This window comes from Leisingera sp. NJS201 (genome assembly GCF_004535885.1).
GTDB lineage: Bacteria > Pseudomonadota > Alphaproteobacteria > Rhodobacterales > Rhodobacteraceae > Leisingera.
In genome coordinates, this window is the sequence record NZ_CP038234.1 from 1,852,626 (window position 1) to 1,878,162 (window position 25,537).

Annotated in this window: 21 protein-coding genes and 1 pseudogene; 11 read left to right on the forward strand and 11 right to left on the reverse strand. The window is 60.6% G+C overall.

The window, feature by feature from the left end; genetic code table 11:
* The first annotated feature begins 252 nt into the window (after positions 1-252).
* Together ETW23_RS09170 and ETW23_RS09175 are read left to right on the forward strand one after the other, a co-directional pair.
* Positions 253-1,026: a 3-hydroxybutyrate dehydrogenase gene (locus ETW23_RS09170; RefSeq protein ID WP_134829813.1), complete on the forward strand. Its 774-nt coding sequence runs from the start codon at positions 253-255 to the stop codon at positions 1,024-1,026.
* A 101-nt stretch (positions 1,027-1,127) separates the two neighbouring features.
* Positions 1,128-2,156 (forward strand): patatin-like phospholipase family protein, encoded by a 1,029-nt coding sequence (locus ETW23_RS09175; protein WP_134829814.1) that lies wholly within the window; start codon positions 1,128-1,130, stop codon positions 2,154-2,156.
* Position 2,157: 1 nt separating this feature from the next.
* Here the strand turns inward: ETW23_RS09175 and ETW23_RS09180 are convergent, their stop codons facing one another.
* From ETW23_RS09180 to ETW23_RS09195, 4 genes are all read right to left on the reverse strand, one after another.
* Positions 2,158-2,868: a DUF502 domain-containing protein gene (locus tag ETW23_RS09180; protein ID WP_134829815.1), complete on the reverse strand. Its 711-nt coding sequence runs from the start codon at positions 2,866-2,868 to the stop codon at positions 2,158-2,160.
* An 80-nt stretch (positions 2,869-2,948) separates the two neighbouring features.
* Entirely contained in the window at positions 2,949-3,863 is a 915-nt protein-coding gene (locus tag ETW23_RS09185) for a pseudouridine-5'-phosphate glycosidase (protein ID WP_134829816.1), read from the reverse strand.
* Positions 3,860-4,768, reverse strand: coding sequence for a PfkB family carbohydrate kinase (locus ETW23_RS09190; protein WP_134829817.1), 909 nt, complete (start codon positions 4,766-4,768; stop codon positions 3,860-3,862). Before ETW23_RS09190 ends, ETW23_RS09185 begins: the two co-directional genes overlap by 4 nt.
* A gap of 41 nt (positions 4,769-4,809) precedes the next feature.
* Positions 4,810-5,619: a DUF4198 domain-containing protein gene (locus ETW23_RS09195; protein ID WP_134829818.1), complete on the reverse strand. Its 810-nt coding sequence runs from the start codon at positions 5,617-5,619 to the stop codon at positions 4,810-4,812.
* On the opposite strand from ETW23_RS09195, the gene ETW23_RS09200 reads away from it, so the two are divergent.
* Positions 5,618-6,769, forward strand: a complete 1,152-nt coding sequence (locus ETW23_RS09200; protein WP_134829819.1) for a HupE/UreJ family protein — start codon at positions 5,618-5,620, stop codon at positions 6,767-6,769. The two genes, ETW23_RS09195 and ETW23_RS09200, sit on opposite strands and share 2 nt — an antisense overlap.
* A 15-nt stretch (positions 6,770-6,784) precedes the next feature.
* On the opposite strand, the pseudogene ETW23_RS09205 reads toward ETW23_RS09200, so the two are convergent.
* Positions 6,785-7,416 (reverse strand): annotated as a pseudogene (locus ETW23_RS09205) (thiamine phosphate synthase).
* A gap of 181 nt (positions 7,417-7,597) precedes the next feature.
* On the opposite strand from ETW23_RS09205, the gene ETW23_RS09210 reads away from it, so the two are divergent.
* From ETW23_RS09210 to ETW23_RS09220, 3 genes are read left to right on the forward strand one after another with little or no spacing between them, the layout of a single operon-like run.
* On the forward strand, positions 7,598-8,350 hold the full coding sequence (locus tag ETW23_RS09210; RefSeq protein WP_134831293.1) for an RNA methyltransferase: 753 nt from the start codon (positions 7,598-7,600) through the stop codon (positions 8,348-8,350).
* A 60-nt stretch (positions 8,351-8,410) separates the two neighbouring features.
* Positions 8,411-9,556, forward strand: coding sequence for a heme A synthase (gene ctaA / locus ETW23_RS09215; RefSeq protein WP_134829820.1), 1,146 nt, complete (start codon positions 8,411-8,413; stop codon positions 9,554-9,556).
* A gap of 3 nt (positions 9,557-9,559) precedes the next feature.
* Entirely contained in the window at positions 9,560-11,029 is a 1,470-nt protein-coding gene (locus ETW23_RS09220) for a carboxypeptidase M32 (protein ID WP_134829821.1), read from the forward strand.
* A gap of 193 nt (positions 11,030-11,222) precedes the next feature.
* On the opposite strand, the gene ETW23_RS09225 is transcribed toward ETW23_RS09220, so the two are convergent.
* Positions 11,223-11,573 (reverse strand): DUF6614 family protein, encoded by a 351-nt coding sequence (locus ETW23_RS09225; protein ID WP_134829822.1) that lies wholly within the window; start codon positions 11,571-11,573, stop codon positions 11,223-11,225.
* A gap of 128 nt (positions 11,574-11,701) precedes the next feature.
* Positions 11,702-14,413 (reverse strand): DNA gyrase subunit A, encoded by a 2,712-nt coding sequence (gene gyrA / locus ETW23_RS09230; RefSeq protein WP_237454534.1) that lies wholly within the window; start codon positions 14,411-14,413, stop codon positions 11,702-11,704.
* A gap of 223 nt (positions 14,414-14,636) precedes the next feature.
* Here gyrA and ETW23_RS09235 point away from each other — a divergent pair, with 223 nt between their 5' ends.
* Together ETW23_RS09235 and ETW23_RS09240 are read left to right on the forward strand one after the other, a co-directional pair.
* Positions 14,637-14,906 (forward strand): usg protein, encoded by a 270-nt coding sequence (locus ETW23_RS09235; protein WP_024090192.1) that lies wholly within the window; start codon positions 14,637-14,639, stop codon positions 14,904-14,906.
* Between the two features lie 158 nt (positions 14,907-15,064).
* Positions 15,065-16,291 (forward strand): hypothetical protein, encoded by a 1,227-nt coding sequence (locus ETW23_RS09240; RefSeq protein WP_134829823.1) that lies wholly within the window; start codon positions 15,065-15,067, stop codon positions 16,289-16,291.
* Positions 16,292-16,313: 22 nt separating this feature from the next.
* Here the strand turns inward: ETW23_RS09240 and ETW23_RS09245 are convergent, their stop codons facing one another.
* Positions 16,314-17,267: a radical SAM protein gene (locus tag ETW23_RS09245; protein WP_134829824.1), complete on the reverse strand. Its 954-nt coding sequence runs from the start codon at positions 17,265-17,267 to the stop codon at positions 16,314-16,316.
* A 140-nt stretch (positions 17,268-17,407) separates the two neighbouring features.
* On the opposite strand from ETW23_RS09245, the gene zwf reads away from it, so the two are divergent.
* The 3 genes from zwf to pgi are packed head-to-tail and all read left to right on the forward strand — an operon-like array spanning position 17,408 to position 21,176.
* Positions 17,408-18,883 (forward strand): glucose-6-phosphate dehydrogenase, encoded by a 1,476-nt coding sequence (zwf, locus tag ETW23_RS09250; protein WP_134829825.1) that lies wholly within the window; start codon positions 17,408-17,410, stop codon positions 18,881-18,883.
* The gene (gene pgl, locus ETW23_RS09255) at positions 18,880-19,551 is read left to right on the forward strand and encodes a 6-phosphogluconolactonase (RefSeq protein WP_129370815.1); all 672 of its coding nucleotides are present in this window, start codon (positions 18,880-18,882) and stop codon (positions 19,549-19,551) included. The genes zwf and pgl overlap by 4 nt, the downstream gene beginning before the upstream one ends.
* A gap of 17 nt (positions 19,552-19,568) precedes the next feature.
* Complete coding sequence (gene pgi, locus ETW23_RS09260; RefSeq protein WP_134829826.1) at positions 19,569-21,176, forward strand: glucose-6-phosphate isomerase; 1,608 nt, start codon at positions 19,569-19,571, stop codon at positions 21,174-21,176.
* A 45-nt stretch (positions 21,177-21,221) separates the two neighbouring features.
* Here the strand turns inward: pgi and ETW23_RS09265 are convergent, their stop codons facing one another.
* The 3 genes from ETW23_RS09265 to ETW23_RS25370 all read right to left on the reverse strand — a co-directional run bounded on the left by ETW23_RS09265 (position 21,222) and on the right by ETW23_RS25370 (position 25,231).
* The gene (locus ETW23_RS09265; protein ID WP_247676677.1) at positions 21,222-21,560 is read right to left on the reverse strand and encodes a hypothetical protein; all 339 of its coding nucleotides are present in this window, start codon (positions 21,558-21,560) and stop codon (positions 21,222-21,224) included.
* A gap of 249 nt (positions 21,561-21,809) precedes the next feature.
* Positions 21,810-22,775 carry a Calx-beta domain-containing protein gene (locus tag ETW23_RS25105; protein ID WP_368075894.1) on the reverse strand — a complete coding sequence of 322 codons (966 nt, stop codon included), beginning with the start codon at positions 22,773-22,775 and terminating at the stop codon, positions 21,810-21,812.
* A complete protein-coding gene (locus ETW23_RS25370) occupies positions 22,733-25,231 on the reverse strand; it encodes a Calx-beta domain-containing protein (protein ID WP_205879956.1) in 2,499 nt (832 codons plus the stop codon). The genes ETW23_RS25105 and ETW23_RS25370 overlap by 43 nt, the downstream gene beginning before the upstream one ends.
* Positions 25,232-25,537 lie beyond the last annotated feature (306 nt).

The following is a 25,537-nucleotide window of genomic DNA, read 5'->3' on the forward strand; positions in this document are numbered from 1 at the left end:
CTTTTAGCTTGGACGAAAGCCGGAAATTGCTTATAAAGGGATCACTGCTCGATAGGTTTCTTGCCTGTATGAAACCTGCCTCAATAACTAACGCCCGCCTTGTGCGGGCGTTTTTTTTTGGACGTTTCCACACTGCCTCTGACGGGAAATGCCCCTGCGTTGCAAGGGGCGATCCGCTGTCTTACGCGTTTCTTTTGCAGCTGCAGCATGGCACAGTGCCGTCAGTTTCATTCAGCCGAGGGAAAGTTGCCGATGTCCTTGCAAGGGAAGACCGCCGTTATCACTGGATCAAATTCAGGTATTGGCCTGGGGGTTGCGCGCGAACTGGCGCGGGCCGGGGCCGATGTGGTGCTGAATTCATTCACCGACCGGGATGAAGATCACGCGCTGGCAGCAGAGCTCGCCCGTGAATTCAGCGTCAAGACCCAGTACATTCAGGCTGATATGTCCAAAGGGCCGGATTGCCGGATGCTGATTGAGCAGGCCGGCGCCTGCGATATTCTGGTGAACAATGCAGGCATTCAGCATGTGTCGCCGATCGATGTGTTCCCGCAGGACAAATGGGACGCGATCATCGCGATCAACATGAATTCGAACTTTCATACCATGGCCGCCGCCTTGCCCGGAATGCGCGCGGCGGGCTGGGGGCGGATCGTCAATATTGCCTCGGCCCACGGGCTGACGGCCTCGCCGTTTAAGGCAGCTTATGTGGCGGCCAAGCACGGGGTTGTCGGCATGACTAAGACGGTGGCACTGGAAACCGCAGAGGAGCCGATCACCTGCAATGCGATCTGCCCGGGCTATGTGCTGACGCCGCTGGTTGAGGCGCAGATCCCGGACACTATGGAGAAATACAACATGGGCCGCGAAGAGGTGATCAAGAAGGTGATGCTGGAGCGCCAGCCAAGCCGCGCGTTTGCCACTGTGGAACAACTGGGCGGCACCACGGTGTTCCTGTGTTCGGACGCAGCAGCGCAGATCACCGGCACCACGCTGAGTGTCGATGGCGGCTGGACGGCGCTGTAGGCAGTACGTGGAAGCGGCGGGAGGGGGCCGGCCCCCACTTGCCCCAAGGGGGAAATTCACCCCCGGAGTATTTTCACAAAGGTGAAATAGGCAGGTGTATTTTGGTGAAACGCATTAATCTGGCCCTGCAGGGCGGCGGTGCGCATGGGGCGTTTACCTGGGGAGTGCTGGACCGGCTGCTGGAGGATGAAGGGGTCGAGGTGGCTGGGATCACCGGCACCTCGGCCGGCGCGTTGAACGGCGCGGCCTTCAAGTCCGGCATGGTTCAGGGCGGGCGGACCGGTGCCAAGGCGGCGCTGGACAAGTTGTGGGCGCAGATGGGGGCGGTGGGCGACATGCGCTTTGCCCATTGGCTGACCCGGTTTGATGCGGTGGCCTGGACCGGTGCATTGGAGGCTGCCATGCCGTTCTCGCCGCTGGAAACCATGAGCCAGATGATCTCTCCCTATCACTACGGCCCTTTTTACAAGAACCCGCTGCAGGAGGTTGTCGATCAGTTCTGTTTCGATGATGTCTGCGCCGGGGCTGGGCCGGAGCTGTTTGTCTGCGCGACCTGTGTGCGCACGGGCAAGATCCGGGTCTTTGAAGGCACCGGGATCAGCACCGATGCAATTCTTGCCTCGGCCTGCCTGCCGGACATGTTCCAGGCGGTGGAAATCGAGGATCCGGAGACCGGCCGGATGGAGGCCTATTGGGATGGCGGTTTCACCGGCAATCCGGCGCTGTTTCCGTTATTCCGAGCAGAGTTGCCGGGGGATGTGGTGATTGTGAACATCAATCCGCTGGAGCGCGAGGAGGTTCCGAAGACGCCGCAGCAGATCCGCAACCGGGTGAATGAGATCAGCTTTAACTCGTCCTTGCTGCGCGAGCTGCGCGCCATCAATTTTGTGCAGCGGCTGCTGGAGGATGGCACGCTTGAGGCCGGGCGGATGAAGCAGGTTCGGGTGCACATGATTGCCGATGATGATCTGATGACGCAGCTGTCAGTCACCACCAAGCTGTTTCCGGTGCCGCAGATCCTGGCGCGGCTGAAACAGGCAGGGCGGGATGCGGCGGAGAACTTCCTGGCACAGGACGGCGAGAACCTTGGCGTGCGCTCTTCAACGGATCTGCCTGCGATGTTCAGCTAGGTCAGGAGGGTTCTTTCAGGGCTGGTTTCTTGCCGTTTTCCAAAGGTTTTGAAGGATCCTTGGGGTTCGGGTAGACAAGGCCTGCCGAGATTACCAGCTTGGCAGAATCCTCCACCGACATATCCAGCGCGATCACATCTTCTTCGGGGACGAACAGCAGAAAACCGGATGTCGGGTTTGGTGTGGTCGGCAAAAAGACACTGACCAGGCCGCCGCTGGTTTCGACCTTCTTGGCGATCTCACCCTTGGCGTTGGTTGAAATGAAGCCGATCGCCCAGATGCCCTTGCGCGGGTATTGGACAAGGCATGCCTTTTCAAAACTGCGTTCCGATTGGGCAAAGACAGTTTCGGAAATCTGCTTGATGCCCGAATAAACGGTGCGGACCACCGGCATGCGTTCCACCAGGCTTTCGGCAAAGCTGATCAGCGACCGGCCCAGAATGCCCTTGGCGACCCAGCCGACAACAATTGTGAACAGCAGAAAAATGATCAGCCCGACACCGCGCAGGTTGATGCCGATGTATTGTTCGGGCCGGACTGTGTGCGGTACCAGCGGCAGCACCACGCTGTCGATCCAGCCCATCACCGACCACAGAAGCCAGATGGTCAGACCTACCGGCGCAATGACGACGATCCCGGTAAAGAAGGAGGCGCGCAGACTGGCAAACAATCCGCGGCGTCGGTGAGGTTCTTCGTCGAAGGGCGTGGTCATGTGGCTTCTTTGCGGAAATTTCGAGTGGAACCTAGGCACTGATTGCGGGCGGAGCAATGGCATCCGCCCGGAAAATCAAGTCATTGTGCCAGTTTGTTCAGTTCCTGTGCGATCTTTGCCGCCAGCCGGGCGTTGTTGCGCACCAATGCGATATTGGCGGTAAGCGAACGGCCTTCGGTCAGCTCGAAGATGCGGCGCAGCAGGAAGGGGGTCACATCCTTGCCCGAGATGCCTTGTTCATCCGCCTCCGATTGGGCCTGAGTGATGACCGGAGCCAGTTCCTCTGCCGCGATTTCGGCGCTTGCCGGGATCGGGTTGGCGATCAGCTGGCCGCCGGGCAGCCCCATTGCCTGCCGTGTGGCATGGGCGCGGGCAATCTGTGCCGGATCATCCATGCGCAGCGGTGCCTTCAGATCCGACTGCGCCGACCAAAAGGCCGGAAAGCTGTCCTGGCCATAGGCGATGACCGGCACGCCCTGGGTTTCCAGCACTTCCAGCGTTTTCGGCACGTCAAGAATGGCTTTGGCGCCTGCCGCCACCACGGTGACCGGGGTCTGAGCCAGTTCCATCAGGTCGGCGGAGATATCGAATGTGGTTTCCGCGCCTTTGTGGACGCCACCGATGCCGCCGGTGGCAAAGACTTCAATCCCGGCCAGACGCGCGGCAATCATCGTGGCCGCAACAGTGGTGGCACCGGTGCCGCCTGTGGCGATACAGGCCGGCATGTCGGCGCGGGAGATCTTGGCAACCCCCTGCGCCTGGCCAAGCGCCTGCAATTGATCGGGTTCCAGCCCCACATGCAGCACGCCTTTTATAACGGCCATGGTGGCGGGCACCGCGCCACCATCGCGGATGTCTTGTTCTACCTGTGCGGCGACCTCGACATTCTGCGGGTAGGGCATGCCATGGGTGATGATGGTGCTTTCCAGCGCAACAATGGCCTGTCCTGCAGCCTTGGCGGCCTGGACCTCGGATGAAGTGCGGATCTCGATCACAGCGGGGGTTCTCCTGAAACATAGGTGGCCGCAGCCTTGAGGGCGGAGGCCAAAGCGGTCTTGCGGTCTTCGCCCCGTGCCTCGGCAACGATATGGGCGGCCATGAAGGTATCACCTGCGCCGGTCACGCGGGCAACCGTGACGCGGGGCGGGACAAGGGTGATGGCGCCCTGGGCATCGGCTACAGTGGCAGAGGAGCCGCCATCAGTGACCAGCACCCGCGCCGCGCCGCGGTCCAGCATCGCCTTAGCGGCGGTTTCGCTGTCGGTGAATTCGGCCTGGCACAGGATGCCGGCTTCTTCGAGGTTCACATAGAGCGTGCCGCGGGTGCGGTTGAGGAAGGGGCGCAGCCGTTCCGCCTTGCCAGGGGAAGCAGGCGCCACCCGCAGGTCTGCCTTGGCAAAGGCCGGGCTGGCGACAATGTCATCCAGCAGCGACAATGTGAGGTTTCCATCCAGCGCAACCTGACCCGTGTAGGGGGTCTCCGGGGTACCCAGTGCGCCGTTGGACAGCGGGCGCAGGATCTTGTCGCCTGCCGCCTCCAGCGAATGGGCATCGGCAATGGCGGCGATCAGCCCGTTGGCACCTTCAACAGCCATGTAGCGGTCGGTGGGCAGGTCTTCGGAGCGGTAGATGTGGTCGGTGATCAGGCCGAAGTGGCTGCAGGCATGGATCAGCTCGTCGCCTTCGGGATCGCGGCCCACGGCCGTCAGCAGGGCAGGCTGCATGCCGAACCGCGACAGGGTCATGGCGATGTTCATGGCCACGCCGCCGGGCAGTCGGGTGATGCGCCCGGGCATGTCCGAGCCGCGCTGCATTTCCGTTCTGCAACGGCCGATGATGTCCCACAGAACCGATCCGATGCATAGGATGGCAGGTGTCCGGGAATGAGAGGCTTGTGTCATAATGACCTATTGCCGCCTTTACCCGCCCTCTGCAAGCGGCTTCAGCGTAGCGGCACGGCAAAGGTCAGCGCAGCCCAAAGGCTTTCCCACACGTGATCTTTGTCCTCCGGCGCAGGGCGCAGGACCACAGCGTCCAGCAGATAGGTATGCCCCGGTAATACTGGGATGACGGATTTTCCCTGTGAATCTGTCAGCCGGGTGCTGATGGTGACACTGCCGTCCGGGGTTTTGGCAAAGACCTCGACCTGCACCTGCGGGCGCGGGTTGCCCTGGTATAGAACCTGAACCGGAAACCCCGCTGCCAGATCATCGGTATAGGGATTGGCGAGGGCTACGATTTCGGTCTCCATACCGGTGTCCAGATCGGACCCTTCACCGTTGCCGATGGCCACCAGAGCCTTGGCATAGCGGGTGTATTGCTCGGTAAAGCCCGCGTCGGGCAGACCGCGTGCGGTATGCTGACTGGGGATGCCGGCAAAACCCTTGTGGTCAATGAAGGCCTGAAAACCTTCCCATGTGTCATAGGTCAGTGTCTGCGGCTGTGTCTGGTGGATGATCACGGTCAAACCATCGCCGGTCTCATCCGCTGAGAACGCAGGCATATCGCCCATCCGGCCCATATAGGGGGACGCTGATCCGTCCTTTATGACGTCGAACCGGGCGATCCGGTGATCCAGATAGGGCTGCTCGGCACCGTTGAATTCCTGACCGTTGCGCAGACTGGCCACCACTGTAGCACCGGAATTCACTTGATATTTTTCCGGCTCGATCCAAAACTCGTGGGATAACAGCGGGGCGGCCCCCAAAGTCAGCCCGGCAAAGAGAATTGAGCAGAACAGGCGGTATTGCATGAATTTGTCCTTGGCTGTCGGGCGCAGTGTGACTTGGCTGCGGATCCTATTTGCGCTGCTGTTCACAATGGTTGCAATAGGCGCTGGAAGTGCCCGCGCCCATGAAGTCACGCCGGTGATTGCCGATTTCACGGTGAAAGACGGGCAGGTTGCACTGGAACTGCGTCTGAACGTTGAGGCCTTTGTTGCCGGGATCAATCTGGATGGGCTGTCCGATACAAATGAGACCGCACAGGCTGCCGATTATGACGAGCTGCGCGCGCTGGAGGCTCCGGAACTGGAACCGATGGTTCAGCTCTTTGCCGAAGAATGGCTGGAGACCTTTTCCCTGCAGGCCGGCGGCCCGGTAGAGCTGCGCGTCTCTGGAATTTCGATTCCAGAGGCAGGCGACACAAACCTGCCGCGGGCGTCCTTTCTTGAACTGACCGGTGAAATTCCTGCGGGCGCAGACAGCCTGCGCATTGCCTGGCCTGCAGGGTCCGGCGGGGTGGTGCTGCGGCAGAACGGGGTGGAGGAGCCTTACACCGGGTACTTGCAGGGGGGAGAGACCTCACCCCCGATCCCGCTCCAGGGCGGTGCGGCCAAGACGCCGGTCGAGGCCTTTGCGGAATACATCCCCGTCGGCTTTACCCATATCCTGCCGAAAGGGCTGGACCATATCCTGTTTGTTCTGGGGCTGTTCTTTCTCAGCCCGCGGGTGAAGCCGCTGCTGCTGCAAGTAAGTATTTTTACCGTGGCCCATACCATCACCCTGGCGCTGGGCGCTCTGGGGGTGGTCAGCGTCAATGCTGCCATTGTCGAGCCGCTGATTGCGCTGTCGATTGTCTTTGTCGCGGTCGAGAACATCTTTGCCCGCAAGCTTCACAGCTGGCGGACCTTTGTGATCTTTGGCTTCGGGTTGCTGCACGGGCTGGGCTTTGCCAGCGTTTTGGGTGCGTTTGGCCTGCCGTCCAGTCAGTTCCTGCCAGCCCTGATTGGTTTTAACGTCGGCGTGGAGCTGGGTCAGCTAGCGGTGATTGCAGCTGCTTACATCGGCGTGCGCCTGTGGTTCGGGCGGCATCCGAAATACCGCGGCCGGGTGGCAATTCCGGCTTCGGTCACAATCGCGCTGATAGGGGGGTACTGGTTTGCCGAGCGGGTGTTCATGTAACCGCCCGCTGATGGATCAACCCATTGCCCGCATCAGGGTCTTTATCTGGGCAAGCGGATCCTCTGCGTGCCAGATTTCATCGCCAATGCCAAAGAAATCCGTAAAGGGGCAATGCTGCGTATCAGGTCTTCGGTCAAGCCGCCCTCGGCCACGACTGGAACCTCGATCATCTGGGACCACCACTGGAACAGATCGGCCTCGGCCTTGGCGCCGTCGCCCAGACCAGAAGTGCCGACGGGGCCAAAGCTCACATAGTCCACACCTGCCTCACCTGCCACCATACCGTCGTGCTGAGACGCTCCGCAGAAACAGCCGACAATGGCATCCACTCCCAGCGCCTTGCGCGCGGTTCGGACCGATTTAGAAGCGTCGGTCAGATGCACGCCATCCAATCCCAACCGCTCGGCCAGGATCTGGTGGTCCGAAATCACCAGCGCCACATCGCGCTCCATCGTGACCTCGCGCAGCGCGTCACCGGCACGGCTCAGCGTGTCCTCATCGCGGCTGGCCAGATCCAGGCGCACGCAGGCGACATCTATTTCGTCCAGCACCCGTGCCAATTGGCCGGGGAACTTGCCCAGCTCAAAGCTTGGCGGGGAGATCAAATAGATCTGCGGCTGTTCCGGTGCGTCAGAAGGGCTGTCCATGGTGGCGCTCCATTGTTCAGGCGATTGGACGGTGTTTAGCCGATTTGCCGCCGGACGCAAGGATTTGCGCAGCCCGAGGCAGCGGGAAATACCAGCAAGGCAGGTGCCGGACCTTGCCCCGGACGCTTGCGGGGATTACAGCAAGGCGGATTTTAAGCGCAACAGACGGATGACCGCAGCAATGCCCACCGATACGCCTCAGCCCGCCTTTGTCCTTGTCCGCCCGCAGATGGGCGAGAATATCGGCGCCGCGGCGCGGGCGATGTGGAACTTCGGCCTTGACCGGATGCGCATCGTCGCACCGCGCGACGGCTGGCCGAACCCCAAGGCGGTTGCGATGTCCTCAGGGGCAGGCCGCCTGCTGGACGAGGCGCAGCTCTGTGTGGATGTGCCGGAGGCGCTGGGCGATTGCACTTATGTGTTTGCCACGACTGCCCGCCAGCGCGGATTGACCAAACCCGTCTACAGCCCCGAACGCGCGATGCAGATCGCGGCTGAGAAGATCGCGGCGGGGGAGAAGGTCGCGGTGATGTTCGGACCCGAACGCGCGGGCCTCGAGAATGAGGATATCGCCAAGGCCAACGCCATCATCTCGGTGCCGGTGAACCCGCTTTATGCCTCGCTGAACCTGGGCCAATGCGTGCTGCTGACCGGTTATGAATGGATGCGCCAGTCCGCGGATGTGGAGCATGAAACCACTGACCTGGGCCGCAAGGGCGAATGGGCAAGCGGCGTCGAGGTCGAGAAACTGGTGGAGCATTACGAGGACCGGCTGGACGAGGCGGGCTTCTTCTTCCCACCGGAAAAGGCCGGCAGCATGAAGACCAACCTGCGCAACCTGTGGAGCCGGATGCGGATGACCCGTTCCGACGTGCAGATGCTGCACGGGATCATGCGCCAGATGGTCCGTTGGAAAGAGCGCGGCGGCGAGTAAGCCGCTCTGGACCTTTAGATAACCCGCCCCTAGCTTGGCACCACAGACAAAGAGGCAAGCATGAGCAAGCGCAGCATTTTTGAAGAGGTCGAGGGCGAGAAGACGGACGCCCCCGCAGCGCAGCCGGGGCTGATCGATCGCGGCCGCGGCGGCGCCCGCAAAGGCATCCGCGCCTGGTTGATGGTGCTGTTTGCCCTGGTGGTGGCAATGATCGTGGTGGGCGGGTTGACGCGCCTCACGGACTCGGGCCTGTCGATCACCGAATGGCGCCCTGTGACCGGATCCATCCCGCCGATGTCCGAGGCGGAATGGCAGGCGGAGTTCGGCAAATACCAGCAGATCGACCAGTGGCGTATTCAGAACCAATGGATGGAACTGTCAGATTTCAAATCGATCTACTGGTGGGAATGGGGCCACCGGCAATTGGGCCGCGTCATTGGCCTGGTTTGGGCGCTCGGCTTCCTCGGGTTCCTGGTCGCGCGCAAGATCCCGGCAGGCTGGGCAGGACGCTTGGCGCTGCCCGGCATCCTGGGCGGTGTGCAGGGCGCGATCGGCTGGTGGATGGTGGCCTCTGGCGTGACACAGGGCGAGGGGATGACCGCTGTCGCCTCCTACCGCCTTGCCGTGCATCTGGGGCTGGCGTTCGTGATCCTCGGTTTCATTGCCTGGTACATGCTGATGCTGGGCCGCGAGGAGCGCGAGCTGATGCAGGCGCGTCGCGCCAAGGAGGCCAAGCTGTTCAGCCTGTCCACCGGCCTGATGCATTTCACCTTCCTGCAGATCCTGCTGGGCGCACTGGTGGCGGGGATCGACGCGGGCCGCTCCTATACCGATTGGCCGCTGATGGGCGGGCAGGTGATCCCGCCGCAGCCTTTCATGATTGAACCCGTGTGGAAGAATTTCTTTGAAAACCCCGGGCTGGTGCAGTTCATTCACCGGGTGGCCGGCTATCTGCTGTTTGCCTTTGGCGTGGTGGCCTGGTTGCGCGGGCGCGGCTCTGCCCATGCGCGCACCCGTTTTGCCTTCAACGCCGTCTTTGCAGCGCTGTCCGTGCAGGTGCTGCTGGGGATCATCACCGTGATCTATGCCGCACCGCTGCACGCCGCGATCACCCACCAGCTGGTGGCAATCGGCGTCTGGGTGCTGATCCTGCGCGCCCGCTTCCTGTCTGCCTATCCCATTGCAACCTCGATCAAGGATCATTGACCTATGAGCGCATTTGACGAACTGATGGCCTTTCAGCGCGAAACCCAGGCGTTGGGGCAGATTGCGGGCCGGTTGGGCTGGGATCAGGAAACCATGATGCCGCGCGGGGCGGCGCCGCAGCGGGGCGAGGAGATGGCCGCGATCGAAGCCGTTCTGCATGCCCGCCGCAGCGACCCGCAGGTGGCGGAGTGGCTGGAGCAGGCAGTTGCGCCGAATGAGGCAGGGGACGCCCAGCTGCGTGAAATCCGCCGCAGCTATGAGCGCACCGTCAAAGTGCCTGCTGATCTGGCCAAGAAGATCGCCCAGGTGACATCCGAGGCGCAGGGCAAATGGGCCGCCGCGCGGGCGGATGAGGATGTTGCCGCCTTTGTGCCGGTGCTGGAGGAAGTGGTCGCCCTCAAGCGCGAGGAAGGTCTGGCGCTGGCAGTGGGCGGCGATGTCTACGACGCCATGGTCGAGGATTATGAACACGGCATGACCGGGGCAGGGATCGCGGAGATCTTTGACGCTATGCGTCCTGGCCTGGTGGACCTTCGCGCCAAGGTGCTGGAGAAGCCCGCGCCCAAGGGATTGGCAGGCACATTTGACGAAGCGGCGCAGATGAAGCTCACCCGGAAGCTCGCCAAAGCTTTCGGCTATGACATGGCGCACGGGCGGGTCGACAAGGCAGTGCATCCCTTCAGCTCCGGCTCGGGGCTGGATGTGCGGATCACCACCCGGACCAGTGAGGCCGATCCGTTCAACTGCTTCTATTCGACCATTCACGAGGTCGGCCACGGCGCCTATGAGCAGAACATCAGCCGCGACTACCTGCTGACCCCGCTGGGCAGCGGCGTGTCGATGGGCGTGCATGAAAGCCAAAGCCGGATCTATGAAAACCAGATCGGCCGCAGCCGGGCGTTCACCGGCTGGCTGTTTGAGGAGATGAAAGCGGCGTTTGGCGACTTCGGCATTGCGGATGCGGACAGCTTCTATGCCACGGTGAACGCAGTGCATAAGGGTTATATCCGGACTGAGGCGGATGAGCTGCAATATAACCTGCATATCATGCTGAGGTTCGGCCTGGAGCGCGCACTGATGAGCGGCGATCTGGCGGTGAAGGATCTGGAGGCGGCCTGGAATGACCGGTTCGAGGCGGACTTTGGCTATGCTGTCGACAGGCCGTCAAACGGCTGTTTGCAGGACGTGCATTGGTCTGTGGGCCTGTTCGGGTATTTTCCGACCTACAGTTTGGGCAACGTCTATGCCGGCTGCCTGTATCAGGCGCTGCGCCGTGATGTTCCGGGGCTGGATATGCAGTTGGCAGAGGGCGACACCACGGGTGCGACCGGATGGCTGAAAGAAACCCTGCAACAGCATGGCGGATTGCGCAGCCCACGCGATACCATCGTGTACGCATCCGGCATGGAGCCCAGCCACGCACCGCTGCTAGCCTATCTCGAAGAGAAGTTCAGTCTGCTTTACGATCTCTGAAACGGCCTTGCACCACGGCTAAGGCTTTCTGGCGGCAGCGGAAAATCCGCTGCCCCGGAAATGCCGTATTTCAGGTGTATTCTCGGATGCTCATGGGGATGAGAGCAGAGAAATAACTGATGCATACAGCCATAGCCTATCTGATTTTTGCCAGCTTTGTGCTGGCGCCAACCCTGATCTGAAACGCAAACCGTCAGATCAGCGCCATGCGCTCCGCCCGCTCGGGATCCGGGAAGGGACGGTAGAGGCCGGTCTCTGACGTGGCGATCAGGGCTGTGACATAGGAGTAGAGCTTTTCGACTTCCTCGTCATGTTCGCCCAGGACACGGAAAGCCTGATCCAGCTGGGTCATGTCCTTAAACTCAATCTCCAGCAGGAAATCACGGCAAGTGTCGCTGGCCAGGTTCAGCTTGCGCCGCAGCAGCCGCCAGCCCAGGATCACGCCGCGCTCCTGCAGGTAGCTCATCCATTGGTCAACCGCGCTGGCAAAGCTCAGCGCCTTGGCTTCGTGATGCAGGTCGATGGAGCATTGATAGAGGTTCATGGGACGGTCCCTTGGTGCAGACAACTCAAGCGATAGTCTGTCACAGAAAGATTAGGCAGCGGTTAAACACAAAAGCGCCGCCCAGGTGATCCAGGGCGGCGCTGCTTTAGTCAGGCTGAGCGGCGGTGTTACTCTTCGCCGCCGCCGTCTTCCTCATCACCGTTTTCAGCAATCCATGCGACGGACACCACTTCTTCGCCCTTGCCGGTGTTGAACACCCGGACACCGCCGGCCGAGCGTGAACGGAAGGAGATGCCATCCACAGGCACCCGGATCGACTGGCCCTTGGACGTGGCCAGCATGATCTGGTCATCCATTTCAACCGGGAAGGAGGCCACGATTTCACCGCCGCGCATCGCCTTGTCCATCGCGGTGACACCCATGCCGCCGCGTCCGCGCACCGGATAGTCATGCGAGGAGGACAACTTGCCCGAACCGCCTGTGGTGATGGTCAGGATCAGGTTTTCCGCCGCCGACATTTCCGCATAAAGCTCGGTCGAGAAGTTCGGATCCTCGGGCGCATCCTCATCCGAGGCCTCGGCATCGTCGGTCAAACCGGCCATCGCGCGGCGCATCTTGAGGTAAGCGGTGCGCTGTTCCGGCGTGTATTTCGAGTGCCGGATCACCGACATCGAGACCACCCGGTCCTCACCGCTGAGACGGATGCCGCGCACACCGGTGGATTCGCGTGAGTTGAACACCCGCACATCGGTGGAGCGGAAGCGGATGGCACGGCCTGAGTCGGTGAACAGCATCACGTCATCGTCTTCCGAACAGATACGGACATTCACCAGCTGGACCGATCCGTCCTCGGGCAGTTTCATCGCGATCTTGCCGTTGCGGCGGACGTTGGTGAAATCCGACAGCCGGTTGCGGCGTGTATCACCGCCGCTGGTGGCAAAGACCACCTGCAGGTTTTCCCATTCATCATCCGGCACATCGACCGGCATAATCGCCGCGATCGAAACCCCGGTCGGGATCGGCAGGATGTTGACGATGGCCTTGCCCTTGCCGGTGCGCCCGGATTGCGGCAGGCGCCAGGTCTTCAGCTTGTAGACCATGCCGTCGGTGGTGAAGAACAACAGCTGGGTATGGGTATTGGCCACAAAGAGGGTGGTGATCACATCCTCTTCTTTGGTTTGCATACCCGACACACCTTTGCCGCCGCGCTTTTGCGACCGGAAATCAGCCAGCGGAGTACGCTTGATGTAGCCGCCGGAGGTCACGGTCACCACCATGTCCTCGCGCTCGATCAGGTCTTCGTCTTCCATGTCGCCGGACCAATCGACGATCTCGGTGCGGCGCGGCACAGCGAAATTGTCGCGTACTTCGCGCAGCTCATCGCCGATGATGCCCATGATGCGCTCGCGCGAAGACAGGATCTCAAGGTATTCCTTGATCTTACGGGCCAGTTCTTCCAGCTCGTCAGTGACCTCTTTCACGCCGATCTGGGTCAGGCGCTGCAGTCGCAGTTCCAGAATTGCGCGGGCCTGGGTCTCCGACAGGTTATAGGTGCCGTCGTCATTGGCCGTATGGGTCGGATCATCAATCAGCGCGATGTATTCCAGGATCGGCTGGGCCGGCCAGCGGCGGGTCATCAGCTTTTCACGCGCCTCGGCCGCATCGGCAGACTGGCGGATGGTGGTGACGATTTCGTCGATATTGGTGACCGCAACGGCCAGGCCGCACAGGATGTGGCTGCGTTCACGGGCCTTGCGCAGCAGATACGCGGTGCGGCGCGCCACCACGTCTTCGCGGAAGTCGATGAAGGAGGTCAGGAACCGGCGCAGCGTCAACTGTTCCGGCCGGCCGCCGTTCAGCGCCAGCATGTTGCAGCCAAAGTAGGTCTGCATCGGAGTGAAGCGGTAAAGCTGATTCAGTACCACTTCGGGCGTGGCATCGCGCTTAAGCTCAACCACCACACGCACGCCGTTGCGATCGGATTCGTCCTGAACATGGGCGACGCCTTCGATTTTTTTGTCGCGCACCTGCTCGGCGATCTTTTCGATCATTGCCGCCTTGTTCACCTGATAGGGAATCTCGTCCACAACAATGGCATAGCGGTCTTTCCTGATTTCCTCGGTGCGGGTCTTGGCACGGATGACCACACTGCCACGGCCCTCCAGATAAGCCTTGCGGGCACCGGAGCGGCCCAGCATCACGCCGCCGGTCGGAAAGTCCGGGCCGGGCACGTAATCAATCAGCTGTTCGCTGGTCAGGTCGGGATCGTCGATCAGCGCCAGGGTGGCATCAATCACTTCGCCTAGGTTGTGCGGCGGAATGTTGGTGGCCATGCCGACCGCAATACCGCCGGCGCCATTGACCAGCATATTCGGGAACCGGGCCGGCAGAACCGTCGGTTCGCGGTCTTTGCCATCATAGTTGTCCTGAAAGTCGACGGTTTCCTTGTCGATGTCAGACAGCAGGAAGGCCGCCGGCTTGTCCATCCGCACTTCGGTGTAACGCATGGCCGCCGGGTTATCGCCGTCCATCGAGCCAAAGTTGCCCTGGCCGTCCAGCAGCGGCAGCGACATTGAGAAGTCCTGCGCCATCCGCACCAGCGCGTCATAAATCGCGCTGTCACCGTGCGGGTGGTACTTACCCATCACGTCGCCGACCGGGCGGGCCGATTTGCGGTAGGACTTTTCATGCGTGTTGCCGGATTCGTGCATTGCATAGAGAATGCGCCGGTGAACCGGTTTCAGCCCGTCCCGCAGGTCCGGGATGGCGCGGCTGACGATGACCGACATGGCATAGTCCAGGTAGGACGTGCGCATTTCGGATTCAATGGATACCGTGGGGCCGTCATATACGGGCCGTTCCGGCAGGTTTTCGTCCATGTTTTCAGGAGTTTCCGGCGTATCGCTCACGTTGGCTGCCCGCTCTTTCTTCTGGCTCTATATATTGTGTTTGCACCCTATCAGATACCGTATATGGGGCGCAAGCAAACAGCCGGGAAAGCGGAAAACAGGCCGTTCACACAGCGGTAACACACTGTTTTTGGGGAAATTAACCAATAGCAGCCTAGCATCAGTAAGAGGGGGCAAATTTTGGAGGCTGTAAATGGAGACCACAGAGACCGAGCTGATGCTGAAGGGATACGGGCTGACCACGGCGGAGTTCACCTATTGTATGCCCGACTATATCCACGTTCTGAACACCTTTGTGTGGCAGGAGTACGACCTTGCTCCGGACCATCCGCGGCTGTTTGAGTTCATCGAATTCTGGCAGCGGGAAATTGACGGTCCGCTGCATTCTGTTCGGTTCAATCACCGCAAAATGATTGGCCCGGGAGAATGGCGTAACGTGGTCGGAGAGTTCCAGCTGCACTGAACCGGCTGGCTTTTTAAAGGGATTGCAGGGCCGTGCGGCAGTCTTTGCCGTTGCGTGCATGTAGCAGCCGCCCTAATCCTATGCGTGTTTGAAGCACCCGGGCCGGCTCACGGTATTCCTATCGGGACCCGGGGCACAGGGAAAGCAGGCAGGGATTCATGCGCAAGAACTTTTTTGGAAACCAGTTCGAAAACATCTTTGTGGCGTCCTCGACGATCCGGGAGAGTTTTTACGGGCGGGGCGGCGACGATGATTTCACGCTGTATCACGTCAGCCCGTTTCAACCCGTTCCATACAAGACTCTTTATGAGTTGTCTTTTCCGGAGCTGGCCGACCCCATTTTTGCGGGCCTTTGGGATGACACCACCCTCCAATTCGGCGGCACCCCGGATCTGACCGACCGTTTCTTTGGCGGCAGCGGGGATGACACGCTTGACCTGTTGCTGTTTGACCTAAGGGCTGAGGGAACCGAAAGCCTCAGCAAATACAGCCAGCTTAGCTTCGATGGCGGGAGCGGCTACGACACCGTGAAATCCCAGGTGTTAACGGAGGCAACTGGCGGTTCCATCCTGGATCTGAATGCTATCGAAACCAGCGTTATCTCGGTCGAGCACTGGCATTATGATATAATTCTAAACGACTTCACTGAAGATGGCAGTTTCACCATCAATAGCGGTGCAAAGGACGACACGCTAAGGGTTTCCCAGCTGATAAAAGCGGGAGATGCGTCAGTCCGGATTAACACATTCGCCGGCGCGGACAGCGTCCTGTACACCGCGAACGCCGACGTGAGCGACCTGAAGGTGAACACCGGCAGCGGCAAGGACTATTTTGAATTCAACGGCAATTGGGGCGTTACTGCAGATATCACGGTGAAAACCGGCAGCGGCAAAGACACGGTTGTCATCAATGGCTCGACCATTACATCGCCAGGCGGGCTGGACGCGGTGATCAAAACCGGCAGGGGCGCTGATACGGTTGTTCTGGAAGGCATGCATTCGGAAAGTCTGAATGCCGGCGGCGGGTCGGATGACATCTACGTGCTGACCGGCAGCTTTGCGAACGCAGCTGACACCATCAAGACAGGCAACGGCAGGGATCGTCTGTTTGTGGAATTGGATGCCCATTCCACCGTTGCAGTTGTTGAAGATTTTTCCGCTGCAAAAGACGTGTTTGTGTTCGATCGCCAGGAATCCAGCCGGGCGATCCCAAGAGATACAGACGTCCTGTTCAACCGGGACGAATGGGAGGCCGCAGAGGAAGACCGGCTGTTCATGGATAACAGCGCGGACAAGCTCTATTACGGCAGCAACGTCCTGGTGGAATTCGAAACGGATGTCGAATTGACAGCCGGCAATTTCACCGTGGGCAACTGGGACTACTAAGCCCCGCCCAAGAGAGGAGACGTCAGGCCGAGCAGCTGGCGCCTCCCAGAACGCAGAACTTGGCGCAATGGGGGTGGTTCAGCTGCACCGGGCGTTCCGCCTCGGCCAGGGTTTCGCCCATCTCGAACTCAGGTGCATAAGGCAGCAGTGTGCAGGCCAGCACAGCCGGTGCCTTGGCGCCTTTGCGTTTAACGACCATGCGGGATGAGGCGCACATGACGCTGTCCGGGGATTTGCCCAGGATGCCCCAGCAGGCGGTTGTGATTTCGGGCACTTCCACGGTTTCGTCCATCTCGGGAAACAAAACCGTCTGACCCGGGTTATACGCATCAATGGCAAAGCCATGCGCGGCAAACAAAGCGGCATAGCCGTTACGGGCCTCGGCTTCGCTTTCCCCCCAGACAGTGCGGCCTGCCACAGTCATCCGGACGCCGTTGTCGCGCAGCCATTCCATGCCTTCGATGGTTTTGGCAAAACTGCCGGCGCCGCGCTCTTTGTCGTGCAGGGATTCGCGGTGATGATCGACCGAGATGCGCAGTGTCAGCTTGTTCCCGAATTCCTCCCGCAGGGCCAGCAATCCGGATTTCACAGTCTTGCGCATCATCGGGCGCAAGGCATTGGTCAGGATCAGCACGTCAAAGCCGCGCTCCAGCGCCGCCCGGGCCATGGCGATCATCGCGGGGTTCATGAACGGCTCGCCGCCGGTAAAGCCGATTTCGCGGATTGGCCAGTTGCGTTCCCCGATCTGGCTGAGATAGCTTTGCACTTCGGCCTCGGTCAGATAGACCAGTGCGTCATTGGTAGGAGAGCTTAGGATATAGCAGTTTGTGCATTCGATATTGCACAGCGTGCCGGTGTTGAACCAAAGGGTCTCGGGATTGCTGAGCGGCACCGATGCGCGTTGCTGACCATTGGCCGTCACAAAGGCGTCTTGAAACTTGCCTAGGTTCGCGACGGGTTTTTGCAGGTCTTTCATGCGGATGTCCTTTGGGGCAGTTCCTTTCGCGGCAAGCTACCTTATACTACGCAGGAATGGAAAGCAGCCGGGCAGGCACATGACAGGGATGTGAGCGGCGGTGTGCTGCGCCTGCACCGGCTTGAACAGGAAGAACAAGAATGGTTTCGCGTGTGATACCGGTCGACCCGTTTGACCTGGTGATTTTTGGCGGCACAGGCGATCTTGCACAGCGCAAGATCCTGCCGGCGTTGTTCCGCCGTCATTGCGCTGGCCAGCTGACAGGCGCTGAGCGGATTATCGGGGCTGCGCGCTCTGGCTTGTCCAGTGCTGAATACCGCACAATCGTGGCCGAAGCGGTGCGGGCGCACGCGGGCCCCAAGGCCTGCGGCGGCGGTGCATTGGAGGCGTTTCTGGAGCGGATCAGCTATGTTGCGCTTGACGCTTTGGGAGAGGCGGGCTGGCAGGAGTTGAGCCGCCAGTTGCGGCCGGACGATGAGGCGCCGGTCCGCATGTTCTATTTCTCGGTAGGGCCAGGCCTGTTCGGCCCGCTGGCAGAGCGGCTGCACGTCCATGGGCTGGCCAATGCAGATACGCGGATTGTTGTGGAAAAACCGTTCGGCCGGGACTTGGCCTCTGCGCAGGAGCTGAACCGGACGCTGGCCAGCCATTTCGATGAAAGCCAGATTTACCGGATCGACCATTACCTGGGCAAGGAAACCGTGCAGAACCTGATGGCGGTCCGGTTCGGCAACATGCTGTTTGAACCGTTGTGGAACAGCCAGTATGTCGATCACATTCAGATCACCGTGGCCGAGACCGTAGGTGTCGAGGGGCGCGAGGAATATTATGAACGCGCAGGCGCAATGCGCGACATGATGCAGAACCATCTGATGCAGCTTTTGTGCCTGATCGCGATGGAGCCGCCGGCCAAATTCGACCCGGACGCGGTGCGTGATGAAAAGCTGAAAGTGATCCGCGCACTGGACCCGGTTGAACCGCATCACATCGTGCGCGGCCAGTATCAGGCGCGCCTGGATCCGTCAGACCCGCATCCTTCGTACCGAGGGCTGGTCAGCAATCCGCGCAGCAGCACCGAAAGCTATGTTGCCTTGAAGGCGCATATCAGCAACTGGCGGTGGGCGGGCACGCCGTTCTACTTGCGCACCGGCAAGCGGCTGGTGAACCGGTCTTCGGTTATCAATGTGATGTTCAAGGACGCGCCGCATTCGATCTTCGGGGCCGAGGCCGGGCGCCATGCAAACCATCTGAAGATCCGCCTGCAACCCAACGAAGGCATCACGCTGAGCGTGACGATTAAGGAACCGGGGCAGGGCGGAATGCGGCTGATCGACGTGCCGCTGGACATGAGCTTTGCCGAGGCGCTGGGACCTGAGGGCGGCGATCCGCCGGATGCCTATGAACGGCTGATCATGGATGTTGTGCGCGGCAACCAGACGTTGTTCATGAGAGGCGACGAGGTTGAGGCGGCCTGGGCCTGGACGGATCCGCTGATTGCGGGCTGGAAGTCCCGGGGCGATGTGCCTAAACCTTATGAAAGCGGCAGCACCGGACCCGGCGATGCCGATTTGCTGATGCGCCGCGACGGGCGTGAATGGAGAGGGATAAACCCATGAAATTCAACGAATACCCTGATCAGGACATGCTGGCGATCGAAGTCGCCAATGAAATTGCAGGCGATCTGAAAACCCATCTTCTCACACATGATGCGGCTTCTTTTGCAGTGGCGGGCGGAACCACGCCCGGGATGATCTTTGACGACCTGTGCGCTGCCGACATTGAGTGGGACAGGGTGCAGATTATGGCCACGGATGAACGCTGGGTGCCCGCAGACAGCCCGCGCTCCAATGCAGCAATGATCCGCGCACGGTTGCTGCAGAACCGGGCAGCGGCGGCGCAATTGCTGCCGTTTCATGTGCCGGAGCGGCAGCCCGAAGAGGTGCTGGCGGAACTGGAAAGCCAGGTTGTGCCGCAATTGCCGCTGTCCGTCTTGCTTTTGGGCATGGGCGAGGACATGCACACAGCCTCGCTGTTTCCTGGCGCTGAAGGGATCGAGGATGCACTGGCGGCGGATGCGCCTGCGCTTATTGTCATGCGGCCTGACAGTCAGCCCGAAGCGCGTATCAGCCTGACAGCACGGGTGCTGGATGCCGCCATAGCCAAACATTTGGTGATTTTCGGGGACGCCAAGCGCCGGGCGCTTGAACAGGCGCTGGCATTGCCGCCGGAAACCGCGCCAATCCAAGCGGTAATGTCCGAGGTATCCGTGCATTGGGCGCCTTGAATTCAGGAAAGATTGATATGTTCAAGGATTTGAAGTCGCTGCGTTCCCAGGAATGCGGTGAGAGTATTTCCGGGTTGTTTGAAAAAGATCCGAACCGCGCTGATATGTTCAGCGTGCGGTTTGAAGCGCTTTTGTTCGACTACTCCAAGACGCAGATCACCGTCGAAGTGCGCGCGGCGCTGACGGCATTGTGCAGTCAGCAGAATGTAGCCGGGCGGCGTGATGCCATGTTTGAAGGCGGAGAGATCAATGAAACCGAGCAGCGCGCGGTGCTGCATACAGCGCTGCGGGATCCCGACGGTCCTGAACTGATCGTCGAGGGGGAGGATATCCGTGCTCCTCTGCGCGCGACGCTCGGGCGGATGGAGCGTTTGGCGCGGCGTGTGCGCTCGGGCAAACTGGCAGGCCCCGGCGGCCCCTTTACCGATGTGGTGAACATTGGCATCGGCGGGTCTGACTTGGGGCCGGTGATGGCGGCGCTGGCGCTGGCACCGTATCACGACGGGCCGCGGTGCCATTTTGTGTCCAACGTCGACGGCGCTCACATTCACGACATCCTGCAACGGATTGATCCGAAAACAACTTTGGTGATCGTGGCCTCCAAAACTTTTACCACAGTCGAAACCATGACCAACGCCGCGACCGCGCGGCGATGGATCGAGGCCGGCGGCGGTGAACCTGCGCGCCAATTCCTGGCGCTGTCGACTTCCGAAGAGGAAACCGCCGCCTTCGGCATCCCGCGGGAGCATGTGTTCGGGTTTGAGGATTGGGTCGGCGGGCGTTATTCGGTGTGGGGCCCGATCGGGCTGAGCCTGATGCTGGCGGTCGGCCCGGACCGCTTCCGTGAATTCCTGGCTGGCGGCAAGGCGATGGACGACCATTTCCGCACGGCCCCCTGGGAACAGAACATGCCGGTGATGCTGGCTTTGACCGGCATTTGGCACAATCAGGTCTGCGGCCATCCGACCCGCGCGGTGCTGCCGTACGACCAGCGGCTGCGGCGCCTGCCGGCCTATCTGCAGCAGCTGGAGATGGAATCAAACGGCAAGTCTGTTGCGATGGATGGCGCGCCTTTGCCGTATCCCTCAGGGCCTGTCGTATGGGGCGAGCCGGGCACCAACGGGCAGCATGCTTTTTATCAGCTGCTGCATCAGGGCACGTCGGTCGTGCCTGCAGAATTCCTGGTTGCAGCCAAGGGGCATGAACCGGAGCTGGAGCCGCATCACCGGTTGCTGGTGGTCAACTGCCTGGCCCAGTCCGAGGCTCTGATGCGCGGACGCAGCCTGGAGGAAGCCAGCGCGCTGATGCGGGATGCTGGGTATGAAGGCGCCGAGCTGGAACGTCAGGCGCGCCACCGGGTTTTTCCGGGCAACCGGCCTTCAACCACGCTGATCTATCCGCAGCTGACACCCTATGTGCTGGGCCAGATCATCGCGCTTTATGAACACCGGGTGTTTGCCGAAGGCGTGATCCTTGGCATCAATTCCTTTGACCAATGGGGCGTGGAACTGGGCAAGGAACTGGCAGACTCCCTGATGCCGCTGCTGGCGGGTGAGAAAGATGATGCGGGCAAGGACGGGTCCACCCGTGCCTTGCTGGACTTCGTGCGTAATTCCAAGGCCTGAGACAGGCATTAGTGCAGGCAGGGCAGGTCAAGCCCCGCCGCCAATTCAGGGCAGTGTCACGCTGCTGGTGATGGTATTGACGAATTTCCCGGTTTCCGGGTCTGTCATTGACGAGAAGCCGCCGCCGCCCTCGGCATCCGACCAGTGGCCAGTGCCGCCAGTCAGTTTCCAGCTGCCGGTCAGGGCGCCGGACGGATCCATTGCTTCAGCAGTCCAATGCAGCACAACCTTGTCACCGGTACTGCTGGTAAAGGCGCATATGCCGCCGCCGTCAACGCTGCCGGACGCAATCTCAACCGCGCCGAAACACGGCCCTGACGCACCGTTCATCGGGTGGCCGGCATCTGCCATTTCCATGTTGTCATAAGAACTGCTGATTTGCATGACCATGTGCCCGTCGGCAATTTCAGTTACAGAGCTGGTCGAGATACCCGTTCCAGTGCCTGCCTGGTCCCAGGTCGTGCCGGCAAGTCCGCCTCCCGCGCTGAAGGCGCAAAACAGTGCCATAAACAAACAATGACGTTTCATACTGGTTCCCTCTCAAAACAATCCGCCTGCATTGCACAGACGGACCGCGTCAGGTTAGCACAGTTTTGCAGAACCACGCGCTGGCAGGTGGCAATGGGGCCGCACTCAGAATATCAGATCCCGCGCGCCGAATACGTCCAGGCCATCAAAATCTATTCGCATCTCAGCAGCCGGGTCACCGTCCAGATTGATTTCCAAGAGCGACCGGGCGGTATCGAACCTGACTTCGCCAGCGCCTGAGAATTCCGCATCCCGGCCAATCCACATCAGGTCCTGAACCCCGGGTGCATCGCGGTCGCCGTCGATTTCGCTGAGATCGGCCTTATCGCCCTGCTTGCGATTGAAATCGGTGACCGTGTCGCGTTTGTTTGGCCCCGTACCGGAATCTCCGCTGTAAAAGACAAAGACATCCGCTCCCTTGCCACCGGTTAGGTCATCAGCGCCTTTGCCTCCGGTCAGACTGTCGCCGCCTTTACCGCCATGCAACCTGTCGTTCCCGGATTTGCCCAGCAGCGTATCGCCGCCGCTGCCGCCGGTCAGCGTGTCGTTGCCTGTGCCGCCGTCCAGCCAGTCTGCGCCGCCGCGGCCATTCAATTTGTCGGATCCGCCGCGGCCATAAATTCCCTCCGACCCGCCAGTTCCGTCGATGTCGTCCTTTCTGCCTGTGCCTCTTATGTCATCGTCAAGGATCCGGGCCTTGGCGGCGGTGATGCTGCTGGCCACGTTCAATCCGGCTGGAAAGCTGCCCTGCTTCAGCACCAGCGAGAAGGCTTCTGTCCCTTCCGCCCGGTAATCTGGCAGCAGCTCCACGTTCACAGCTGCCTTGGTTTGGCCGGGCGCAAAGGTTAAAGCCCCTTTGGTTTCCACGTAATCCTGCCCGGCTTTGGCCTTGTTGTCCTTGGTGGTAAAGCGGATTTTCTCAGTGCTGCTGAAGGGGTCGGACAGGGTCACTTCAAAGACTGCAAACCGGCCGTCTTGAGAGGGCTCCTCAGCCTGGGTCGCGGTTACCAGAATGCTGCGGTCCAGGTTCACGCCGTCATCATCAAGGATAAAAGCATCGCTGCGCAGCACCCGGCTGCCGCCTGCGAAAACTGCGCCCTCGAGACCGGAAAGTTCGATGCCGAAACTCTCGTCGCTCTCGATCTCGCTATCATGCCGCACCCGCACGCCGACAGTCTTCGATGTCTCGCCGGGGCAAAGACCAATGTGTCAGCGAATGCCGGGTAGTCGACGCCTTCGGTCGCTGATCCGGCTGCCGAATTGTAATCCACCGTCACTGCCTGAGAGGAAGGTTTGGACAAGGTCAGGGTGAAAACCACAGTACCGCCGAAACCAGCCCCGATGCTTTCGACGGCATCTGTTGCCGAAACCGATAGCACCGGGCGTTTGCCGCCGCCATCATCGTCCAGAATAACCGCCGTGCCCACCAGCCCCTTAACGGTGCTGCCAAGGCTGGTGGCCGGCTCCACAGCCAGACTGAAGAACTCAGACGGCTCGATTGTCCTGTCACCGGTCAGTTCCACCTCGACGACCGCTTTGGTCTGGCCGGGCGCAAATCGCAGCTTGCCGCTTTGCGCCACGTAATCGTCACCTGCGGCAGCACTGCCGTCGCGGGTTTTGTACTCATAGACCAGCCTGTTGACGGACGGTTCCGAGATTTGCACCTCGAACAGGGCTGTGCGGGTGCCGCCATTGCCCTCGGCAATGACAGGAGAGGAGACCATCAGTGCACGGTCGAGATTGACGCCATCGTCATCCAGGATAAAGGCGTCCGCGCGCAGCACCTTGGAACTGCCGGTGAAGACGCCGCCGACAGGGTCGAACAGTTCGATGCCAAAGCTCTCGTCGGTCTCAGAAATATTGTCGTGCCTGACCCGGACCTCAACCGTTTTGGACGTCTCGCCAGGCGCAAAATCCAAGGTGCCATTAAAGCCCGGATAATCAATAGCCTCGTCGGCGGAACCCGACCGCGAACGGTAGTTGACGGTCACCGTGTCAGCGGCGGCTTTGGACAAGGTCACGGTAAATTCCACGATTCCGCCAAAGCCGGCTCCGATGCTTTCCACTGCGTCGGCCGCGGCCAGCGAAATAACCGGCTGGCCGCGGCCGCCATCATTGTCCAGGATCGTTGCGGTGCCGGTCAGCCCATTGGCCGACGTGCCGAGCCCGCTGCCCGGGGACACCGACAGATGAAAGAACTCGCTTGGTTCCACTGCCTTATCGCCGGTCAGCTCAACTTCAACTACCGTTTTGGTCTGACCAGGGGCAAACCTCAATTTGCCCGACGCAGCCGTATAGTCTTCCCCTGCCGTCGCGCTGCCATCGCGGGTTGCGTAGTCAAACACCAGCTGCGTTGCCGCAGGATCTGACAATTGCACCTCGAACAGTACCGAACGTGTGCCGCTGTTGTTCTCTAAAACTATGGGCGAGGACACGGTCAGCGCCCGGTCCAGATTGGTGCCATCATCATCCAGAATGAAGGCCGAGGCGTGCAGCACCTGGGCGCCGCCCGCAAATGCGGCTCCGGTTGGATCAAACAGCTGGATGCCGAAATCCTCATCGGTTTCTATGAGACTGTCATGGTGCACCCGGACCTCGACGCTTTTCAGCGTCTCTCCGGGGGCAAAGGTCACAGTGCCGTCAAACCCAGGGTAGTCGATATCTTCGTCAGCAGCGCCCGCTATTGACCTGTAGTTCACCTCGACCGCATCTTCGGCGGGCCGCGACAGCATCAGCGTGAAAACAACCGTGCCGCCAAACCCCGAACCGATGCTTTCCACTGCATTGGCTGAGGTCAGCGACAACACCGGTAAACCGCTGCCGCCGTCGTTGTCCAGGATCGTGGCCGTGCCCGAAAGACCCGATGCAGTTCCGCCAAGACTGGCATCCGGACCAACGATCAGATGAAAAAACTCTGATGGTTCCAAGGCAGTGTCTCCGGTCAGGTCGACCCGGACCGTCTTCTCCAACTGCCCGGCCTGGAAGGTGACACTGCCGGATTTGGCAAGGTAATCCTCGCCTGCGATCGCACTGCCGTTCTTGGTCCGGTAATCCAGCGTGAGGCTGCTGGCGGCCGGTTCGGACAGGCGGATGGTGAAATCCGCTTTCTGGGTGCCGCCATTTCCCTCTACCACAACCGGTGAGGAAACAAAGACCGCCCGGTCCAGACCCGCGCCGTCATCGTCTAATACAAAAGCGCTTTGCCGCAGCACGGCTGACCGCCCCGCAAAGGATGCGCCGGCCGGGTTGAAAAGCTCCAGAACAAAGGCCTCGTCAGTCTCGTCGAGGGTGTCATGCCTGACACGGAATTCGACCGTCTGGGTATCTTCGCCCGGAGCAAAGGTGATGGTGCCGGATGTTTTCGGGAAATCGATGCTTTCATCCGCACTGCCTCCGATGGTGCGGTATTGGACAGTGACCGTGTCGGCCGGAACCTCGGACAGCGTGACCGTGAAGGTTACCAAACCGCCGAATCCGGATCCGATGCTTTCAATTGCGTCTGCGGACGTTATGCTGATCGTCGCCATTTTGCCCCCTGCTGGCCTGCGCTGCCGTAAGCGGCGCGTTAACTGGACCGCCCCAGGCATTCCGCAGCCGTCCTGCGATCCCCTTTTTGGCGGTCCCTAACAGTCAAAGCATCCCGGCCGCTGCAAGGCGTGGCTGATAGGCGAAACGGATATCACGACTGGCAGGCGGACGACTGCTGTGCGGCCACTGGCAATGCAGTGCCGGACAGGGCCGTTTTCAGTAGATTAGCATCTCCAGGAAACACATTGCCCTGCCATAAAAGGCAGAACCCGAAACCAGAACCATCTCCAATTACCCCAAGAACC

Coding starts and splice junctions, on each gene's coding strand:
- ETW23_RS09195 (WP_134829818.1), bottom strand. CDS start 5,619: ATGCAATACCGCCTGTTCTGCTCAATTCTCTTTGCCGGGCTGACTTTG.
- ETW23_RS09240 (WP_134829823.1), top strand. CDS start 15,065: ATGCGCAAGAACTTTTTTGGAAACCAGTTCGAAAACATCTTTGTGGCG.
- gyrA (WP_237454534.1), bottom strand. CDS start 14,413: ATGGACGAAAACCTGCCGGAACGGCCCGTATATGACGGCCCCACGGTA.
- ETW23_RS09245 (WP_134829824.1), bottom strand. CDS start 17,267: ATGAAAGACCTGCAAAAACCCGTCGCGAACCTAGGCAAGTTTCAAGAC.
- ETW23_RS09180 (WP_134829815.1), bottom strand. CDS start 2,868: ATGACCACGCCCTTCGACGAAGAACCTCACCGACGCCGCGGATTGTTT.
- ETW23_RS09225 (WP_134829822.1), bottom strand. CDS start 11,573: ATGAACCTCTATCAATGCTCCATCGACCTGCATCACGAAGCCAAGGCG.
- ETW23_RS25370 (WP_205879956.1), bottom strand. CDS start 25,231: ATGGCGACGATCAGCATAACGTCCGCAGACGCAATTGAAAGCATCGGA.
- ETW23_RS09190 (WP_134829817.1), bottom strand. CDS start 4,768: ATGACACAAGCCTCTCATTCCCGGACACCTGCCATCCTATGCATCGGA.
- pgi (WP_134829826.1), top strand. CDS start 19,569: ATGTTCAAGGATTTGAAGTCGCTGCGTTCCCAGGAATGCGGTGAGAGT.
- ETW23_RS09235 (WP_024090192.1), top strand. CDS start 14,637: ATGGAGACCACAGAGACCGAGCTGATGCTGAAGGGATACGGGCTGACC.
- ETW23_RS09265 (WP_247676677.1), bottom strand. CDS start 21,560: ATGCAAATCAGCAGTTCTTATGACAACATGGAAATGGCAGATGCCGGC.
- ETW23_RS09170 (WP_134829813.1), top strand. CDS start 253: ATGTCCTTGCAAGGGAAGACCGCCGTTATCACTGGATCAAATTCAGGT.
- ETW23_RS09220 (WP_134829821.1), top strand. CDS start 9,560: ATGAGCGCATTTGACGAACTGATGGCCTTTCAGCGCGAAACCCAGGCG.
- ETW23_RS09200 (WP_134829819.1), top strand. CDS start 5,618: ATGAATTTGTCCTTGGCTGTCGGGCGCAGTGTGACTTGGCTGCGGATC.
- ctaA (WP_134829820.1), top strand. CDS start 8,411: ATGAGCAAGCGCAGCATTTTTGAAGAGGTCGAGGGCGAGAAGACGGAC.
- zwf (WP_134829825.1), top strand. CDS start 17,408: ATGGTTTCGCGTGTGATACCGGTCGACCCGTTTGACCTGGTGATTTTT.
- ETW23_RS09210 (WP_134831293.1), top strand. CDS start 7,598: ATGCCCACCGATACGCCTCAGCCCGCCTTTGTCCTTGTCCGCCCGCAG.
- pgl (WP_129370815.1), top strand. CDS start 18,880: ATGAAATTCAACGAATACCCTGATCAGGACATGCTGGCGATCGAAGTC.